At 71.3% G+C, this 19,018-nt stretch carries 16 protein-coding genes; 8 read left to right on the plus strand and 8 right to left on the minus strand.

The features are described 5' to 3' along the window. Window positions 1–51: 51 nt before the first annotated feature. Genes SLINC_RS22305 through SLINC_RS22320 form a run of 4 tightly spaced genes read right to left on the minus strand, consistent with a single transcriptional unit; the run spans window position 52 to window position 3,565 of the window. Window positions 52–771 carry an ABC transporter permease gene (locus SLINC_RS22305; protein ID WP_067435963.1) on the minus strand — a complete coding sequence of 240 codons (720 nt, stop codon included), beginning with the start codon at window positions 769–771 and terminating at the stop codon, window positions 52–54. 10 nt (window positions 772–781) lie between these two features. Further along, the gene (locus SLINC_RS22310; RefSeq protein WP_067435966.1) at window positions 782–1,693 is read right to left on the minus strand and encodes an ABC transporter ATP-binding protein; all 912 of its coding nucleotides are present in this window, start codon (window positions 1,691–1,693) and stop codon (window positions 782–784) included. Further along, entirely contained in the window at window positions 1,690–2,598 is a 909-nt protein-coding gene (locus SLINC_RS22315; RefSeq protein ID WP_067435969.1) for an ABC transporter permease subunit, read from the minus strand. The genes SLINC_RS22310 and SLINC_RS22315 overlap by 4 nt, the downstream gene beginning before the upstream one ends. Beyond that, the gene (locus SLINC_RS22320) at window positions 2,588–3,565 is read right to left on the minus strand and encodes an ABC transporter ATP-binding protein (RefSeq protein ID WP_067445596.1); all 978 of its coding nucleotides are present in this window, start codon (window positions 3,563–3,565) and stop codon (window positions 2,588–2,590) included. The genes SLINC_RS22315 and SLINC_RS22320 overlap by 11 nt, the downstream gene beginning before the upstream one ends. A 263-nt stretch (window positions 3,566–3,828) precedes the next feature. On the opposite strand from SLINC_RS22320, the gene SLINC_RS22325 reads away from it, so the two are divergent. From SLINC_RS22325 to SLINC_RS22360, 8 genes are all read left to right on the plus strand, one after another. Beyond that, a complete protein-coding gene (locus tag SLINC_RS22325; protein WP_067435972.1) occupies window positions 3,829–4,671 on the plus strand; it encodes a M24 family metallopeptidase in 843 nt (280 codons plus the stop codon). Continuing rightward, window positions 4,668–6,428 (plus strand): SDR family oxidoreductase, encoded by a 1,761-nt coding sequence (locus tag SLINC_RS22330; RefSeq protein ID WP_067435975.1) that lies wholly within the window; start codon window positions 4,668–4,670, stop codon window positions 6,426–6,428. Before SLINC_RS22325 ends, SLINC_RS22330 begins: the two co-directional genes overlap by 4 nt. Further along, window positions 6,425–7,294 carry a metal-dependent hydrolase gene (locus tag SLINC_RS22335; protein WP_067435977.1) on the plus strand — a complete coding sequence of 290 codons (870 nt, stop codon included), beginning with the start codon at window positions 6,425–6,427 and terminating at the stop codon, window positions 7,292–7,294. The genes SLINC_RS22330 and SLINC_RS22335 overlap by 4 nt, the downstream gene beginning before the upstream one ends. 83 nt (window positions 7,295–7,377) lie before the next feature. Beyond that, on the plus strand, window positions 7,378–8,292 hold the full coding sequence (locus SLINC_RS22340; RefSeq protein WP_067445598.1) for a MerR family transcriptional regulator: 915 nt from the start codon (window positions 7,378–7,380) through the stop codon (window positions 8,290–8,292). Between the two features lie 122 nt (window positions 8,293–8,414). Beyond that, on the plus strand, window positions 8,415–8,963 hold the full coding sequence (locus tag SLINC_RS22345; protein ID WP_107406657.1) for an RNA 2'-phosphotransferase: 549 nt from the start codon (window positions 8,415–8,417) through the stop codon (window positions 8,961–8,963). Between the two features lie 25 nt (window positions 8,964–8,988). Then, complete coding sequence (locus SLINC_RS22350; RefSeq protein WP_067435982.1) at window positions 8,989–9,435, plus strand: hypothetical protein; 447 nt, start codon at window positions 8,989–8,991, stop codon at window positions 9,433–9,435. A 53-nt stretch (window positions 9,436–9,488) separates the two neighbouring features. After that, the gene (locus tag SLINC_RS22355) at window positions 9,489–10,391 is read left to right on the plus strand and encodes an LLM class flavin-dependent oxidoreductase (protein WP_067435985.1); all 903 of its coding nucleotides are present in this window, start codon (window positions 9,489–9,491) and stop codon (window positions 10,389–10,391) included. Window positions 10,392–10,483: 92 nt separating this feature from the next. Beyond that, window positions 10,484–11,353, plus strand: coding sequence for a Cof-type HAD-IIB family hydrolase (locus SLINC_RS22360; protein WP_067435988.1), 870 nt, complete (start codon window positions 10,484–10,486; stop codon window positions 11,351–11,353). A 13-nt stretch (window positions 11,354–11,366) separates the two neighbouring features. Here the strand turns inward: SLINC_RS22360 and SLINC_RS22365 are convergent, their stop codons facing one another. The 4 genes from SLINC_RS22365 to cydB form a co-directional block, all read right to left on the minus strand. Next, a complete protein-coding gene (locus SLINC_RS22365; RefSeq protein ID WP_067435990.1) occupies window positions 11,367–12,443 on the minus strand; it encodes a M23 family metallopeptidase in 1,077 nt (358 codons plus the stop codon). A gap of 115 nt (window positions 12,444–12,558) precedes the next feature. Further along, window positions 12,559–14,250 (minus strand): GAF domain-containing sensor histidine kinase, encoded by a 1,692-nt coding sequence (locus SLINC_RS22370; protein ID WP_067435993.1) that lies wholly within the window; start codon window positions 14,248–14,250, stop codon window positions 12,559–12,561. 157 nt (window positions 14,251–14,407) lie between these two features. Next, on the minus strand, window positions 14,408–17,959 hold the full coding sequence (gene cydD / locus SLINC_RS22375; RefSeq protein ID WP_067435995.1) for a thiol reductant ABC exporter subunit CydD: 3,552 nt from the start codon (window positions 17,957–17,959) through the stop codon (window positions 14,408–14,410). A gap of 51 nt (window positions 17,960–18,010) precedes the next feature. Next, window positions 18,011–19,018, minus strand: a complete 1,008-nt coding sequence (gene cydB / locus SLINC_RS22380) for a cytochrome d ubiquinol oxidase subunit II (RefSeq protein WP_067435997.1) — start codon at window positions 19,016–19,018, stop codon at window positions 18,011–18,013.

Raw genomic sequence — 19,018 nt, forward strand, 5'->3', positions numbered from 1 at the left:
AGGTGAAGTCCCTGTCAATAAGCGGGACGTCACCTCGTCGCCCGCCGGCGTCTACTCCTCACCCGCCAGCGTCAGCGACCGCAGCTTCTGTCCCGCGTACCAGGTGGCCAGCACGGTCACCACGACGAGCAGGACCGTGGCCGTCGGGAGCCCGACGTCCGAGGTCACCAGGTCCCCGCCCGCGACCTTGTGGGCCACGGCCAGCGACCACTGCTGGACGCTGAGGGTGCGGGCCCCGGCCACCAGGGAGCCGAACAGGGCCTCCCAGACGAGCGCGTAGACCAGCCCGAACACCACCGCGTGCCGCGACACCGTGCCGAGCAGCAGGAAGAGCGCCGCGTACGCGATGGAGGCGACCAGCGCGGCCACCGTGTAGGCGACGGCGATCTGTTGGCCGTTGCCGTTGAGGATGAGGCCCGCGATCAGGGTCGGCACCGCGGAGAACACCATGGTCACGGCGACCGCGACGATCAGCTTGGTGAAGATGATCGTGGGTCGTTTGATCGGCTTGGACAGCAGGTACACCACCGAGCCGTCGTCGATCTCCGGGCCGATCGCGCCCGTGCCGGCGATGACACCGATGATCGGCACCATCGTGGCGAGCGCGAGCCCGCCCAGCAGGTCGGCCGTCGTCTGGTCGTCGGCGCCGACCAGACCGCGGACGATCACCGCGATCACGATCAGCAGGACGGGCAGCGCGCCCAGGATGAGGGCCCGGCGGCGACCGAGCAGGGCCCGGTAGGTGAGTCGGGCGACTGTGGGGTCGTACATCTGTGGCCTCCTACGCCGCGACCAGATACGAGAACACGGACTCGAGGGACTCGTCGGACGGCGAGACCGTGAGCAGCCGGATGCCGTGGTCGCGGGCGACCTTCGGCAGCAGGGCGGTGAAGCGGCCGAAGTCGACGGCCTGGATGCGCAACGCGCCCTCGGCGAGGTCCACCTCGATGCCGGCCGTCGACGGGTCGGCGATCAGCGCGGCCGCGAGGGCGCGGTCGTCGCTGGAACGCACCAGGTAGCGGTGCGGGCGGTCGGTCATCAGGCGGCGGATGCGGCGGAAGTCGCCGCTGGCCGCGTGCCGTCCGGCGACGACGACCTCGATGTGGCGGGCGAGTTGCTCGACCTCTTCGAGGATGTGGGACGAGAACAGCACCGTGCGGCCCTCGTCGCCCATACGCCGGAGCAGGTCCATGAGCTGCATGCGCTGGCGCGGGTCCATGCCGTTGAAGGGCTCGTCGAGCAGGAGCAGCGACGGGTCGTGGACGAGGGCGCTGGCCATCTTCACGCGCTGGCGCATGCCCTTGGAGTACGTCTGGATCTTGCGGTCCTGGGCGTACTCCATCTCGACCGTGGCCAGCGCCTGCTGGGCGGCCACGGCGCCCAGGCCGTGCAACTCGGCGTTGGCGACGACGAATTCGCGGCCGGTGAGGAAGTCGTACATCGCCTCGCGCTCGGGGACGATGCCGATGTGCTTGTAGATCGCCTCGTTGCGCCACACAGGCTGTCCGTCGAGGGTGACGGTGCCGGTGGAGGGGGCGAGGAAGCCGCCCATCATGTTGATGAGGGTGGACTTTCCGGCGCCGTTGGGGCCGAGGAGTCCGGTCACGCCGGGGCCGATCGTCATGGTGATGTCGTTGACGGCGACCACGTTGCCGAACCAGCGCGAGACGTGGTCGATGGTGAGCGTGGTCACAGTCCGACCTTTCGGTAGCGGCGCATCAGAAGGCCGTAGCAGGCGGCGATCAGGCCGAGGGTGACGAGGAGGTAGACCACGCCCTCCCCGTTCGTCGGTCCGACTCCGCCCGGGAATGCCGAGGTGGCGCCGAGGAACGCGGACTGGAGTCCGTCGATGAGCGTGATGGGCGAGAAGAGGCCCATCCAGGCGATGGAGCCGGCGGCGTCCTGCGCCTCGGCGATGGCCTGAAGGGTGGAGACGGCACCGTAGGAGATGGTCAGGACGGCGATCACGGCCGCGATGCCGAAGCCGCGGCGCGGGGTGACCGAGGCGATGACCAGGCCGAGGCCGGCGAAGAGCAGGGAGAGCAGTGCCACGGACACGAGCCCCTGGCCGAAGCCCTTGGTCTGGTCGGCGAAGTCCAGCTTGGCCAGCAGGGCGCCCACATAGAGCACGACCAGCGGGGCCGCGGTGAGGATGAACAGCGCCGAGGCGAGGGCCGCGAACTTCGCGCGGACGTAGTCGGCCGTCTCGATCGGCCGCGAGAAGTACAGCGGAACGGTCTTGAAGCGCAGGTCGCGTGAGACGGACTGGGGTGCCTGCGAGGCGACGTACAGGCTGATGACGGCCTGGAGGACGATCGCGTAGCGCGTGTAGTCCAGGGGCAGGTCCTTCGCCTTGGTGGCGACGGCGACGGCGACCATGATGGCCGCGGGCACGCACATCACCACGAACAGCAGCATCGGCAGCACCTTGGACTTCACCGAGCGGCCGAGGCCGTAGGAGCCGCGCAGGGACTGCGAGTACAGCGAGCGCGTGGCGTACGAGCGGCCGAGACGGGGGCCGTCGTAGGCGCGGTAGCCGATGTTGTGGATGCGGGTCTGGTCACCCGGGGTTGCCGCTACGGGGTGCTCAACCGCCATGGCCGACCGCCTCCTTCCGCTGTGTGTCCTGCTGGGCGTCGCTGTCCGTGAAGACCTCGGAGATGTGGTGCCTGCGCTGTTCCATGCGCACCAGGCCGAGGCCGAGGTCGGCGACCACGTCGCGCACCAGGTCGTAGGTCTCCTCGCCCTGCGCCGTGAGCAGCAGCACGTGGCCGGCGCCCGGCAGGCCTCCGCCGCCCTCCAGAAGGTCCACCCCGCGCGCGTGGAGCGCTTCTCGGACCGCTCGGGTGCCGTCGGGGTGCTCGTCGGTGTCGGTGACCTCGATCGCGAGGGTCGTCGTGGTCTGGGTGAAGTCGGTGGTGGAGCTGGAGCGCAGGAGCTTGCCGCCGTCGACGACGACGACGTGGTCGCAGGTGCGTTCCAGTTCGCCCAGCAGGTGGGAGGTGACCAGGACGGAGATGCCGAAGTCGGTGTAGATGCGGCGGATGAGGCCGAGCATCTCGTCGCGGCCGACCGGGTCGAGGCCGTTGGTCGGCTCGTCCAGGAAGACCAGCTGCGGGTCGTGGACGAGGGCCTGCGCGAGCTTCACGCGCTGCTTCATGCCGGTGGAGTAGCCGCCGATGGGACGGTAGCGCTCTTCGTACAGCCCGACATGGCGCAGGGTGTCCGCGGTGCGTTCACGGGCGGCGGTGGGCGGCAGGCCGGACATGCGGGCCATGTGCACGACGAACTCGGTGGCCGAGACGTCGGGCGGCAGACAGTCGTGTTCCGGCATGTAGCCGACCCGCTCGCGGATGTCACCGCCCTTGGTGGCGACATCGAGGCCGAGCACCTCGGCGCGGCCCTCGGTGGCGGGGGACAGACCCAGAAGGATCTTGATCAGTGTGGACTTGCCGGCTCCATTGGCTCCGACGAGTCCGGTCACACCGGGCCCGACGTCCACGGAGAGCCGGTCAAGCGCGGTCACCCGGGGGAACCGCTTGCTCAGGCTTTCGGTCGCGATCACAGTCACGTCGTCGACGGTAGTGACCTGCGCCACGCGGGTCGTCACCCCACAGAGCCGTCTTGGTATCAGCCTCCAGATGTACGGGGCCCTAGGGGAACCCCTGCCTGAGAGTTACCACGACCCCTGTTTCCCACGGCCCCGGTTGTCCACAGGCCCGGTTGTCCACAGCCCCGAACCCGCCCCTTGACGCCGCCTCCGACTACTGTCACATTCGCCAGTGTCACCTTACGGACGCGTACCGCAGTCGATGGAGACGGGGCGGCATGACGACGGCAGTGAGCAGCGAACTCTCCGCTGAACTGGGCGGATTCAGGCGGGTCCAACAGCTCGCCTACGCGTGCGCGGAAGCCGTCGCGGCACGGCTGGAGCCGGGCGTCACCGAGCGCGAGGCGGCGCGGATGCAGCGCGTGTGGCTGCGCGAGCGCGGGGTGAAGGACTGGTTCCATCTCCCCTTCGCCTGGTTCGGCGACCGCACGGCGTTCGTGAACTTCCGCGTACCGCTCCAGTTCTTCCCGACCGACCGCCGCCTTGAGCCGGGAATGCCGTTCATCCTGGACATGGCCCCGGTGTACGAGGGCTTCACGGCCGACATCGGCTACTCGGGCTCCCTCGGCATCAACCCGGTGCAGGACCGGCTGATGGCCGACCTGGAGGTGCACCGCGAGCTCATCCTGGACTCGGTTCGCGAGCGGCGCCCGCTGCGCGAGATCTACGAGGACGTGGACCGCCTCATGGTCCGCCAGGGATACGCCAACCGGCACCGCGCCTACCCCTTCGGCGTGATCGCGCACAAGGTCGACCGCGTCCGGGAACGCCGCTGGTCACCGCACCTCTTCGGCTTCGGGACCCAGTCCCTGAAGGGCCTGGCCGCCGACGCCCTGCACGGCCACCGCGAAGGCTGGTCCCCGCTGTGGTCGCGGTACCGCTTCTCCGACCACCCGCCCCAGCCGGGGCTGTGGGCGGTCGAACCCCACCTGGGTTTCAGGGGTACGGGCGCGAAGTTCGAGGAGATCCTGGTCGTCACCGACTCCCGGGACCCCGAGCAGAGCGCCTTCTGGCTGGACGACGATCTGCCGCACGTGCGGCGCTGGGCGGAGGAGAAGTGACGGTGCTGAAAGGTGCGCGCGAGCGCCGGGTACGGACCGGCGGGATCGAGCTGTGCGTCGCCGAACTGGGCGACCCGTCGGCGCCGACGGTCGTCCTGGTGCACGGCTATCCGGACAGCAAGGAGGTGTGGTCCGAGGTCGCGCCCCGCCTCGCCGAACGCTTCCACGTCGTCCTCTACGACGTCCGCGGCCACGGCCGGTCCACGGCACCGCGGCCGCTGCGCGGCGGCTTCACCCTGGAGAAGCTGACGGACGACTTCCTGGCCGTCGCCGACGCGGTCAGCCCCCATCGGCCGGTGCACCTGGTGGGACACGACTGGGGCTCGGTCCAGGCCTGGGAGTTCGTCACCGTCCGGCGCACCGAGGGCCGCGTCGCCTCTTTCACCTCGATGTCCGGACCCTCCCTCGACCACCTCGGCCTCTGGATCGACACCCGCCTGCGGCGGCCCACCCCGCGCCGGGTCGCCCAACTCCTCGGCCAGGGCGCCCGGTCCTGGTACGTGTACGCCCTGCACACCCCCAAGCTGCCCGAACTGGCCTGGCGCGGCCCCCTCGGCAAACACTGGCCCCGCCTCCTGGAACGCGTCGAGAAGATCCCCGGCGGCACCTACCCGACCTCGTCCCTGCCCAAGGACGCGGCCCACGGGGCCTGGCTGTACCGCGACAATCTCCGCTCCCGACTGTGCCGCCCCCGCCGGGACGCCTACGCACACGCGCCCGTGCAGCTCATCACGCCCCTGAACGACGCGTTTCTGTCCGAGAAGCTCTACGACGACCTGGACCGTTGGGTCCCGCAGCTGACCCGGCGCACGCTCCCGGCCAAGCACTGGATCCCCCGCACCCGGCCCGACCGACTGGCGGCCTGGATCACGGAGTTCGTGACCTCCGTCGAGGGTGGCCGGCCGGACGTGTCGACGGCCACCGGGAAGTACGCCGACTGGTTCGGCGGGCAGCTCGTCCTGGTCACCGGCGCCGGCAGCGGCATCGGCCGGGCCACCGCGTTCGCCTTCGCCGAGGCCGGGGCGCGCGTGGTGGCCGTCGACCGGGACGCGGAGGCCGCCGCCCGTACCGCCGAACTGTCCCGCCTGCTCGGCGCCCCGCAGAGCTGGGCCGAGACGGTCGACGTCTCCGACGAGCAGGCCATGGAGAAACTCGCGGCCAAGGTCGCCGCCGAGTACGGCGTGGTCGACGTCCTGGTGAACAACGCCGGCATCGGACTGGGCGGCTCCTTCTTCGACACCACCCCCGAGGACTGGAAGAAGGTCCTCGACGTCAACCTGTGGGGCGTGATCCACGGCTGCCGGCTCTTCGGCCGGCAGATGACCGAGCGCGGCCAGGGCGGCCACATCGTCAACACCGCGTCGGCGGCGGCCTATCAGCCCTCCAAGGCGCTGTCCGCCTACGGCACCTCCAAGGCGGCCGTGCTGATGCTGAGCGAGTGCCTGCGCGCGGAGCTGGCCGGTCAGGGCATCGGGGTGAGCGCGATATGCCCCGGCTTCGTCAACACCAACATCACCTCCACCGCCCGCTTCGCCGGGGTCGACGCCGAGGAGGAGAAGCGCCGCCAGAAGCGGACCGCCCGGCTGTACGGGCTGCGGAACTACCCGCCGGAGAAGGTCGCGGACGCGATCCTGCGGGCGGTCGTGCGCAACGAGGCCGTGGTCCCGGTGACACCCGAAGCCCGCGGTGCCCGCCTGCTGTCCCGCCTGGCGCCCGGCGCGCTACGGGCGATCGCACGGCTGGAGCCACCGCTGTGAGCCACCGGATCGCACCCCGCAGGGTGGCCTTCGACTGGTCGCGCACGCCTTTGCACTGGATCCCCGGCGAGCCGACCGCGACCCATGTCATCAACGTGCTGCATCTGCTGCTGCCCGCGGGGGAGCGGTGGTTCGTGAAGGTCTTCAAGGAAGCCCTCCCCCTGGTCCGCGACCCCGAACTGCTCGCCGAGGTCAAGGGGTTCATGGGCCAGGAGGCCACCCACAGTGTCCAGCACACCCACGTCCTGGACCATCTGGCCGCCCAGCGACTCGACACCACGGACTTCACCCGATACGTCGACCTCCTCTTCGAACGACTCCTCGGCGAACGGCCGCCGCTCGGGGCTCCGATATCCCCGCGGGAGTGGCTGCGCTTCCGGCTCGCGGTCGTCGCGGCGATCGAACAGTTCACGGCGGTGCTCGGCGACTGGGTCCTGACCGCCGAGGGCCTGGACCGGGCCGAGGCCGACGAGGTCATGCTCGACCTGCTGCGCTGGCACGGAGCCGAGGAGGTCGAACACCGCGCGGTCGCCTTCGACATGTACCAGCACTGCGCCGGCACCGGCGCACCCCGATATGCCCGTCGCGTCGCCGGCATGGCCGTCACCGCCCCGGTGATGCTCGGCCTGTGGGTGTGGGGGACGGCATACCTGATACGCCACGACCCCCAGCTCGCGGGACGGGTGCGCTACTCGCTCGCCGAGCACGACAGAGCGATACGGAAGGGCCTCCTGCCCGCCTGGCGGGAGCTGGGGGCGGCGGTGCCGCGGTATCTCCGCAGGTCGTACCACCCGTCCCGGGAAGGGTCGTTGAGCAGGGCCGTGGCGTATCTGAAGCGGTCACCGGCGGCGAGGGCGGCCACGTGAGCGGGGCGGCGAAGGGCACCGGCCCCGTCCGCCCGGCCGAGGCGTCCGCGGGGCGTGTTCCGGCCGGTCCCCCCGCCTACCGGATAGAGGACCTGGCCCACTTCAGCGGCGCCACCGTCCGTACCATCCGCGCCTACCAGGACCGCGGCCTGCTCCCCCGCCCCGAACGCCGCGGCCGGGCCAACCTCTACTCCGGTGCCCATCTCGCGCGTCTGCACCAGATCGCCGGTCTGCTCGACCGCGGGTACACCCTGGCGTCCATCAAGGAGCTGCTGGAGGCGTGGGACGCGGGCCGCGGGCTGGGCGGGGTGCTCGGGCTGGTCGCCGAGGTCGACGGTCCGTGGACCGACGAGGAGGCGGTACGCATCTCGCGTGCCGAGCTGGAGGAGCGGTTCGGCGGCACCCCGGACGACGCGGCGGTCGCCGAGGCCGTGGAGCTGGGCGTACTGGAGCCGGTGCCCGGCGACGACGACTCCTTCATCGTACCGAGCCCCCAAGAGCTGGCCGTGGCCGTCGAGTTGCACGCCGCGGGGGTGCCGCTGTCCGCGATCTCGGGCCATCTGCGGGAGTTGAGGGGGCAGGTCGAGCACATCGCCGCGCGTTTCCTGGAGTTCACCACCGAGCACGTCTTCGCCCGCTACCTCGAAGGACCCCACCACCTGACCGACGCGGACGCGGCCGCGGCGGCCTCACTGGTACGACGGCTGCGGCCACTCGCGCAGCAGACGGTGGACGCCGAACTCGCACGGGCGATGCGGTTGTTGGCCGTACGGCAGCTGCGGCAGCACCTCGGGAGCGAGGAGCCCGCGCAGACCCGCCCGATGTCACGTTCCGTGTCCGTCTCCGAGGAGACAATGCGGGAGGTGGAGCGGTTGGTTGGGGCGGAGAGGGCGGCGGAGTTCATCGGGCTGGCGGCTGAACGGGAGGTGAGGGCAAGGGCGTTGGATGCGCTCACGTCAAATGCGGTGCCCCCTGACGATCTTGACGAAGAGGGCTGACATGTCGGGGAGTTGTCCACAGAACTGCCAAGTAGCCTGTGGATAACTACAGTTGGTTGTGGATCAAACATCGACCGCAAAACAAAATGCGTGATGCGCGTCTCCCCCGTCATCCTGATCGGATGGATGAAAGACGCACCGTGAAGGTGTCGAAGTACCTGTCCAAGCATCTGCGTCACCAGCCCGAGCGCATTGGGCTCCGCCTCGACGAGGCCGGCTGGGTCGAGATCGACACGCTGATCGCCGCGGCCACCGCACACGGGTTCCGGTTCACCCGCGAGGAACTGGACCACGTCGTCGCCGCCAACGACAAGCAGCGCTTCGCGGTCGACGGCAGCCGGATCCGGGCCAGCCAGGGCCACAGCGTCGAGGTGGACCTCGGACTGGCACCGGCGGCTCCGCCGCCGTACCTCTACCACGGGACCGTGGACCGCCACCTGGACGCGATCCGCGCCGAGGGCCTGCGGCCCATGAACCGGCACGACGTGCACCTCTCGCCCGACCGGGAGACGGCGACCCGCGTCGGCGCCCGCCGCGGCCGTCCGGTCGTGCTGTCCGTGGACACGGGCGCCATGCACCGCGACGGCCATGTCTTCCGCGTGAGCGCCAACGGGGTGTGGCTCACCAAGGCCGTGCCGCCCGGCTACCTGCGGTTTCCCGAGCGCCACTGACCCTCGGTCCGCCATCATCAGTGGTATGGACCACTTTCCCTCCACGGAGTCCGCCGTCACCGCCCTGCGCCTCCTCGCCGCCGAATACGGGCGCGAGATCGAGGTCACGCACGACATAGGCGCCGACCGGACCTCCCGCCGCACCTCCGCGGGCGTCGGCGTCACCACCGACCCGGACGGATCCCTGCCGCACGAGGCGTTCGTCGAGTTCGGCGGAGCGCCCCGGGTGAGCGTGCGGCTCTACCCGGACGACGACGCGCTGATCGAGGTCGAGGGCGTGGAGTGCCCCGACGTGGCGCGCGACGACGTACCCGCCTTCCTCCGCTCCGTCTTCGACGACCTGGCCTACGTCAAGGGCCGTCGCTTCCCGCCGGGCTACTTCCTGATCGTGCCGCTGCCGGGCGACCGTACGCACAAGGAGTGGATGCCGGTGATCAACCTCAGTCCGTGGCTGAGCGGGCGCGCGCGATGACGGTCCGTGACTGTTTCACGTGAAACACCTCCGGAACGCATACGCTCGGTGCCATGAGTCTGCGTCTGAGCACCGTGATCCTCCCGTACCGCCGCTGGCACGAGGGGAGTCGCGAGGCATGGCAACGCGCGGAGCAGCTCGGCTTCCACACCGCCTACACCTACGACCACCTGTCCTGGCGCAGCTTTCGGGACGGACCGTGGTTCGGAGCCGTCCCCACACTGACCGCGGCCGCCGGAGTCACCGACCACCTGCGCCTGGGCACCCTGGTCACCTCGCCGAACTTCCGGCACCCGGTGACCCTCGCCAAGGAACTGATCTCCCTCGACGACATCTCCGGCGGCCGGGTCACCCTGGGCATCGGCGCGGGCGGCACCGGCTTCGACGCCACCGCGCTCGGGCAGGAGCCATGGACCCCGCGGGAGCGGGCCGACCGGTTCGGGGAGTTCGTGCCGCTGCTCGACCGTCTGCTGACCGAGGACTCCGTGTCGTACGAGGGCGACTTCTACTCGGCGCACGAGGCCCGCAACATCCCCGGGTGTGTGCAGCGGCCCCGGCTGCCCTTCGCCATCGCGGCGACCGGTCCGCGCGGGCTCGGGCTCGCCGCGCGGTACGGACAGGCGTGGGTGACCACCGGCGACCCACGGCTGTACGAGAACGGCACACCTGACCAGTCGGTTCAAGCCATTCGCGGGCAGCACGAGAAGCTGGCCGACGCGTGCGCCGCGCTGGGGCGGGACGTCAGCGGCATGGACCGGATCCTGCTCACCGGGTTCACGCCCGACCGCCGCCGTCCACTCGGGTCCCTCGACGCGTTCGTGGACTTCGCGGGCAGGCACCGGGAGATCGGCTTCACGGAGATCGTGATCCACTGGCCCGTTCCGGACTCGGACTTCGCCGCCGACGAGAAGATCTTCGAGCAGATCGCCATGGAAGCACCGGCTCAACTGCGCTGACAGCGCCGACGAACGCGCAGGTGGGGGCGGTATCTCCTCAGATGTGCGGACGCCCGCACGGCCGTGCGGGCCATCTGAAGGACAATGGGCGGGTGACCTCAGCGACTCGACAGCCCGAGACCCCGGCCGCCACCGTCCCGCCGCGACTGATAGCCACCGACCTGGACGGCACCCTCCTGCGCGACGACAAATCGGTCTCCCCGCGCACGGTCGCGGCCCTCGCCGCCGCCGAGGAGGCGGGCATCGAGGTCTTCTTCGTCACCGGGCGTCCGGCACGCTGGATGGACGTCGTCAGCGACCACGTCCACGGCCACGGCCTGGCCATCTGCGGCAACGGCGCCGCGGTCGTCGACCTGCACGGCGGGCCCGGTGCCCACCGCTTCGTGAAGGTGCGGGAACTGGAGCGGGAGAACGCCCTCGACGCCGTACGGCTGCTGCGCGAGGCCGCGCCGGGCACGGTCTACGCCGTCGAGCAGACCTTCGGCTTCCACCAGGAGCCCGCCTATCCGAAGCTGCACATGGAGATCCCCGACGAGCTCCAGCCCGCCGAGGACCTGTTGGCGCCGGACGGTCCCGGGGCCGCAGAGCCGGTCCTCAAGATCCTCGCCTACCACCCCACGCTCGACCCGGACGCCTTCCTCACCCTCGCCCGGCTGGCCATCGGCGAGCGTGCCAACGTGACCCGTTCCAGCCCCAGCGCCCTGCTGGAGATCAGCGGACCCGGCGTCTCCAAGGCCAGCACGCTCGCGCTGTGCTGCGCCGAACGCGGTATCTCGCACGAGGAGGTCGTCGCCTTCGGTGACATGCCCAACGACGTCGAGATGCTCACCTGGGCCGGCCGGTCGTACGCGATGGGCAACGCGCACCCGGATGTGATCGCCGCCGCGTCGGGCCGGACGGTCGCCAACAACGAGGACGGGGTCGCGGTCGTGATCGAGCGGCTCGTGGCCGAGCGCGGATAGCGGCGCCGGCGACTCACCCCAGTACCACTCCCCGAGCCGACAGCCACGGCACCGGGTCCACGCCCGAACCCATCTCCGGGGTGACCCGCACCTCGAAGTGCAGGTGCGGGCCCGTGGAGTTGCCGGTCGTGCCCGACTGTCCGATCCACTGCCCGGGCGTGACCCGGTCGCCCTGGTCGACGGTGACGGCGGCGAGATGGGCGTACTGCGTGTAATAGCCGCCCGCGTGCTCGACGACGATCTCGATGCCGAAAGCGCCCCCGCACGACACCTTCACCACACGGCCCGTGCCGACCGCGCGCACCGGCGTGCCGATCGGCACCGCGAAGTCCTGCCCGGTGTGCCGGTTCGCCCACCGGGCGCCGCCGCTGCCGAAGCCGGAGGACAGCGCGTACGTCTCCACCGGGGCGAGCCACGCGCTCGTCACAGCCGACCGCGGCTGGTTCAGGCGGACGGCACCACGGCAGGCACCGGCCGCGACCGAGGCGTCGGCCTGCCCCTGCAACTGCCACCGCGCCTGTTCGAGCTTCGACTCGATGTCTCGCTTGAGATCCGCCAGTTCGGTGTTCCGCTTCTCCAGCTCCTGCCAGGCGGCAGCCGCCTTCGCCTCGTCCGCGGCCAGGCGGGACTCGGCGCGGCGGCTCTTGTCGATCGAGTTGTTGACGGCGAGCTGCGTCTGGGAGAACACGTGCTGACCCCGCATCAGCTCGTCCGGGCTGCCCGCGAGGATGATCTGCGCGGTCAGCGGCAGACCGCCACCGCTGCGGTACTGGGCCCGCGCGATCCGGCCCAGGTCCTCGTGCAGGACGGCGATCTCCCGCCGCTCGCGGTCGAGCAGCGCCTCGGCTCTCAGGGCCTGTGCCCGCTGCGCCTCGGCCTCGGTCCGCCCCTGCTCGTACTGTCGCGTCGCCACGGCCGCGTCCTCGTACAGCCGGGCCACCTGCGCGCTGACCCCCACATCGGTTGCTCCGTGGCTGCCTGCGCCGTCGTTGTCGGCGGCATCGGTGGTGTCGGTGGGCCGGGCCGCGAGCACGGCGAACGCGCACAGCAGCGCCGGAACGAGCAGCGGGTGACGGCGAGGTGAGCGCATGTCAGCGATCGTGACCCGGGCAAGGGGGCGCGGTCCTGTTCAAGTCGTACGGGTGGGGGACCGGTTGCGGCAGATGGGTCAGTGAGGCCATGCCGCGGAGTGAGCCGGTGCGGGGTCAGTGCGGTGCCTGCCACACCACCGTCGTACCGCCGCCGTCCTTCCCGATGCCGGGGCCGTGGCGGCTGTCTCCGCCGAGGGACTCCGCGCGCCGCCGGAGGTTCCGCAGTCCGCTGCGCCGGCCGCCCTCGGGGATGCCGACACCGTCGTCCGCGACGGTCAGCCGCACTCCGGGCCGTCCGTCCGGCAGCGTCACGGTCGCATCCACGACGACGTCGATCCGCAGGGCCCCGGCGTGCCGGAAGGCGTTGGAGAGCGCCTCGCGCAGGGCAGCGATGAGGTTCTTGCCGGTGGCGTCTCCGACGACGCTGTCGACCGGGCCGACGAAGCGGTACGAGGGCGTGAAGCCGAGCGGCACGGCGGCCGTGGTGATCTCGCGCAGCACGCGCGTGCGCAGTCCCGCCGGGGTCTCGGAGGGCTCCTGCTGGAGCGCGAAGATCGCGGTGCGGATCTCCTGGATGGTGACGTCCAGTGCGTCGACGGCCTTGGCCACACCGTCGCGCACCTCGGGCACGAGCGACCGGCGCTGTGCGCTCTCCAGCATCATCCCGGTGCTGAACAGCCGTTGGATGACGAGGTCGTGCAGGTCGCGGGCGATACGGTCGCGGTCCTCGAACACCGCCAGCCGCTCGCGGTCGCGCTGTGCCTCGGCCATCTTCAGCGCGAGCGCGGCCTGCGAGGCGAACTGGACCGCAAGGGCCCGCTCCGCCTCCGTGAACGGCCGCTCCCCGCGTGCGCGGGGCGTGACGAGACCGCCCAGGACCCGGCCGTCGCTCTGCAGGGGCAGCATCATGATCGGGCCGTAGTGTCCCGCGGGACCGGTGGCCAGGCGCGGGTCGGCGGCCGCGTCCTCGACGAACACGGCCCGACCGTCCAGGAGTTCGGCGACGATCTCGTTCTCGGGGCCGATCACCCTGCCGAGCGCGTTCGAGGGCCGGTCCGCGGACACGGCGACGATCTCCAGACCGCCCTCGTCGGCGGGCAGCAGCACGATCCCGGCGGCAGAACCGGACAGCCGGCGCGTCTGCTCGGCCACCACCTGGAGGGCGTCGTCGGCGTCGCCGCCGGACAACAGGGCGGTCGTGACGGCCACCGACCCGTCGATCCAGCGTTCGCGCTGCTGGGCCGCCTCGTACAGCCGGGCGTTTCCGATGGCGATACCGGCTTCCGTGGCCAGCACCCGCACCATGTCGAGGTCCTCGTCGTCGAAGGACGCGCCACCGCGCTTCTCCGTCAGGTACAGGTTCCCGAAGATCTCGCCTTGGACGCGGATGGGAACGCCGAGGAAGCCGCGCATCGGCGGATGGTGCTCGGGGAAACCGCACACGCGCGGGTCCTCGCCGAGGTCCGCGAGCCGGACCGGCTCCGGGTCACGGATCAGCGCCCCCAGCAGACCCTTGCGTCCGTCGGGCAGCCGTCCGATCCGCCGCGCGGTCGCCGTGCCGACCCCGCGGAAGACGAAGTCGTCGAGACCGTCCCCGTCCTCGGCGACCACACCGAGGGCCGCGTAGCGGGCACCGGTCAGGGCCGCGGCCGTCTCACAGATGCGTTCCAGCGTGGAGTGCAGCTCCAGACCGCTGCCGACGGACCGCATCGCCTCCAGCAGCCGTGGCACCCGCGCCGCCGGCCGGGCCGGCAGGTCCAGGGCAGGGGAGGGCGAGGGGACTCCGGAGGACGGGGCGGCAGACATGCACCGAGCCTAATTAGTCCCCTTTGGTACGGAAAGTCGAGCCGGACGGGCGGCACATCGCGCACGGGGACGCGTGCTCACTGGGGTGAGCGCCCACCGGAGTACGTACTCGCCGGGATGCGCACTCATCGGGGCGCGTGCTCGCCGGGATGCGCACTCACCGCACCCCGACCAGCAGATCCGCCGCCTCCTCCCGCTCCGCCATCCCCCGCAACGGCCCTTCCACAGCCGCCAGCTCGGCATACGTCCCGCGCTGCACCACCCGTCCCCGGTCCAGCACGATCACCTCGTCCACCGCCGCCAGGCCGGCCAGCCGGTGGGTGATGAGCAGGGTCGTACGGCCCTCGGTGGCGGCCAGCAGATCGGCGGTCAGCGCGTCGGCCGTCGGCAGGTCCAGGTGCTCGGCGGGCTCGTCGAGCACGAGGACGGGGAAGTCGGCCAGCAACGCCCGGGCCAGCGCCAGCCGCTGCCGCTGTCCCCCCGACAAGCGTGCTCCGTGCTCGCCGACGAGCGTGTCCAGGCCGTCGGGCAGACCCTCGGCCCAGTCCAGCAGCCGGGCCCGTGCGAGCGCGTCACACAGCTCGTCCTCGGTCGCGTCCTTCCGGGCGAGCAGCAGGTTCTCGCGCACCGAGCTGTCGAAGAGGTGCGCGTCCTGCGCACACAGCCCGACGAGCCGTCGTACGTCGTCGCCGTCCAGCGCGTTCGCGTCCACACCGCCCAGCGTGTACGAGCCGGAGTCCGCGTCCAGGAAGCGCAGCAGCGTCTGGGCGAGCGTCGTCTTGCCGGATCCGGACGGTCCGACCACGGCGACCCTGCGGCCCTTCTCCAGAGTCAGATCGAGTCCGGTGAGCGCGTCGCGGTCCTGCCCGGCATGACGGGCGTCCAGGCCCCTGACCACCACCGGGAAGGGCGACGCGGGCGCCTGCCGGGGCCGCTCCGGTTCCCGCACGGGCTCGGGCGCGTCCAGAACCTCGTACACCCGCTCCGCGCTACGGCGCACCCGCTGCCGGTACTGAACCGCGAGCGGCAGACCGAGAACGGCCTCGAAGGCGGCCAGCGGAGTGAGAACGACGACGGCCATGGCGATACCACCCAGCCGTCCGGCGGCCACCGCCTGGGCGCCGACGAGCGCGGTCGCGGCGACGGTCAGACCGGAGAACAGCGCGGTGAGCCCGTCGCCGAGCGCGGTGGCGGTGGCGGCACGCGAGGCGATCCGGGTGAGCGTCCCGTCGGCCCGCCGCGCCTCGGCGGTACGTCCGGACAGGGCGCCGGCGACGGTCAACTCAGCGGTCCCGGTGAGCAGATCGGTCACCCGTGTCGCCAGCACGCCCCGAGCGGGGGCCAGCCTGCGCTCGGAGCGCCGGGCCACCGCACCGGTGAGCATGGGAACACCGGCACCGGCCGCGAGCAGCCCGACGGCGAGGACCGCCCCGGCCTCCGGAAGCAGCCAGGCGGTGAAGCCCACGGACGCGGCGGACACGGCCACGGCGGCACCGGCGGGCAGCAGCCAGCGCAGCCAGTAGTCCTGAAGGGCGTCCACGTCGGTGACGAGCCGGGAGAGCAGATCGCCGCGGCGGGCGCGCCGCAGTCCGGCGGGCGCCAGCCGCTCCAGGCGCCAGTAGACGGCGACCCGGGTCTCGGCCAGCATCCGCAGCACCGCGTCGTGCGACACGAGCCGTTCCGCGTACCGGAAGACGGCCCGGCCGATGCCGAAGGCGCGCGTCGCCGTGACGGCCACCATCAGATACAGCACGGGCGGCTGCTGCGAGGCCCGCGAGATGAGCCACCCGGAGGTGGCCATGAGACCGACGGCACTGCCGAGCGCGAGGCTGCCGAGCAGCAGGGCGAGGGCGAGCTGTCCGCGTCGGGGCCCGGACATGGCACGGACGCGCACGAGAACGCCTCGGGCGCCCGCCACGGGCTTCGCCGTCTCGATGGTGCTCGTCGCGTGCGCGGTCGGCACGGGAGCGGGACCGGCCTCCGTCTCGATCGGACGCGCCTCGGCCGCCGTGCCCCCGGTCTCCGGTTGGGCGGGGGAGACGGCCGGTTCCTCCAGCCGCACCACCCGGTCCGCGACTTCCAGCCGCACCACCCGGTCCGCCACCTCCAGCAGCGCCGGCCGGTGCACCACCAGCAGCACGGTCCGTCCCACCGCCAGCCGCCGTACCGCCGCCACGATCTCCGCCTCGGTCGCCCCGTCGAGGGCCGCCGTCGGCTCGTCGAGCAACAGCACCGGCCGATCGGCGAGGAACGCCCGGGCCAGCGCGAGCCGCTGCCGCTGCCCCGCGGACAGACCGGCCCCGTCCTCGCCGAGCACCGTGCCGACACCCTCGGGCAGCGCGTCCACGAACTCCAGCGCACCCGCGTCACCCAACGCCCGCCGCACGTCGAGGTCGTCGGCGTCGGGCCGGGCGAGCCGCACGTTCTCGGCGATCGTCCCGGCGAACAGGTGCGGCCGTTGCGGCACCCAGGCGATCCGCGACCTCCACTGCTCCAGGTCCGCGTCGGCGAGATCGACTCCCCCGACCAGGACCCGGCCCTCGGCGGGCCGCACGAACCCCAGCAGGACGTTCAGCAGCGTCGACTTTCCCGCGCCGCTCGGCCCGACGAGCGCGACCGTCTCCCCGGGTTCCACGGCGAAGGACACATCCGCGAGAGCGTCCCCGGACCGGCCGGGGTACCGGACGGTGACCCCGTCGAAGGCCACGGCGCCCGTCGCCACGGCAGCGGTGCCCGAGGCCGGCACCGGCGTCTCCAGCACCGCGAAGATCTCCTCGGCGGCTGCCAGGCCCTCCGCCGCCGCGTGGTACTGCGCCCCGACCTGGCGCAACGGCAGATACGCCTCGGGTGCCAGCACCAGGATGACCAGACCGATGTACAGGTCCATCTCGCCGTGGACGAGCCGCATGCCGATCGTGACGGCGACCAGCGCCACCGACAGCGTCGACAGCAGTTCCAGCGCGAAGGAGGAGATGAAGGCGATCCGCAGCGTCCGCATGGTCGCCCGCCGGTACTCGCCGGTGATGCGCCGGATCGACTCGGCCTGCGCCTTGGCCCGGCCGAACACCTTCAGGGTCGGCAGACCCGCGACCACATCCAGGAAGTGCCCCGACAGCCGGGACAGCAGCTGCCATTGACGGTCCATCCGGGACTGCGTGGCCCAGCCGATCAGCACCATGAAGATCGGGATGAGCGGCAGGGTGCCGACGATGATGGCCGCCGAGACCCAGTCCTCGGTCACGATCCGCGCCAGCACCGCCACCGGCACGACCACCGCGAGCCCCAACTGCGGCAGATAGCGCGAGAAGTAGTCGTCGAGGGCGTCGACTCCCCGCGTGGCCAGGGCGACCAGCGATCCGGTCCGCTGCCCGCTCAGCCACCCGGGACCCAGCGCGACGGCACGCTCCAGCAGCCGCCCCCGCAGCTCCGACTTCACCGAGGCGCTCGCCCGGTGGGCGGCGAGTTCGGTGAGCCAGGAGACGAGCCCCCGGCCGGCGGCCACAGCCACCAACAGCAGCAAGGGGGTGCGGAGTTCGGTGACGGACATGCCGTGCTGGAAGGCGCCCACCACGACTTCGGCTATGAGCATCGCCTGCGCGATGACCAGCACGGCGCCGACGACACCCAGACCGACGACGGCCCCCATGAAGAGACGGGTGGCGCGGGCGTATCGAAGAAGACGCGGATCGATTGGTTTCACGTGAAACATGCCCTTCGGCCCAGTGGGGTGTGTTTCACGTGAAACACACCCCCGTCGGACTCAGTGCGCGGCGTCGGCGGCGAGGTGCTGTGTGCCGATCCGCTTGCGGAAGACCCAGTAGGTCCAACCCTGGTAGAGCATGACGATCGGCGTGGCGATCACCGCGCACCAGGTCATGATCTTCAGGGTGTAGGGGCTCGACGAGGCGTTGCTGACCGTGAGGCTCCAGTCCGCGTTGAGCGAGGACGGCATGACGTTCGGGAAGAGCGTCAGGAAGAGCATCGCCACGGCGGCCACGATGGTGAGGCCGGACAGGGCGAACGACCAGCCCTCACGCCCGGCCTGGTTGGCGATGAGCGCCGCGACCAGCGAGGCTACCGCCACGACGAGCGCGACCAGGCTCTTGCCGTCACCGCTGTCCACCTGGGTCCACAGCAGGAAGAGCGACGCCAGCACGGCCGCGGCGAGACCGACGCCCAGCGCCAGCTTCCGCGCCCGCTCCCGGATCTCCCCCACGGTCTTGAGCGCCGTGAACACCGTGCCGTGGAAGGTGAACAGCGTCAGCGTCACCAGTCCGCCGAGGAGCGCGTACGGGTTGAGCAGGTCCCCGACCGTACCGACGTACTCGAAGTTCTTGTCGATCTTCACGCCGTGCACGATGTTGCCGAAGGCCACACCCCACATGAACGCCGGGATCAGCGAGGTCCAGAAGATCGCGTTCTCCCAGTTGCGCTGCCACTTGTCCTCGGGCCGCTTCACCCGGTACTCGAAGGCGACACCCCGGACGATCAGACAGACCAGAATGAGCAGCAGGGGCAGATAGAACCCCGAGAAGAGGGTGGCGTACCACTCGGGGAAGGCGGCGAAGGTCGCACCGCCGGCCGAGAGGAGCCAGACCTCGTTGCCGTCCCAGACGGGACCGATGGTGTTGATCAGCACCCGCTTCTCGGGCCGGTTGCGGGCCAGCAGCTTGGTCAGGACGCCGACTCCGAAGTCGAAGCCCTCCAGGAAGAAGTAGCCGGTCCACAGGACCGCGATGAGTACGAACCAGACGTCGTGAAGTTCCAT

The organism is Streptomyces lincolnensis, assembly GCF_001685355.1.
In the GTDB taxonomy this organism is placed as follows: Bacteria; Actinomycetota; Actinomycetes; order Streptomycetales; family Streptomycetaceae; genus Streptomyces; species Streptomyces lincolnensis.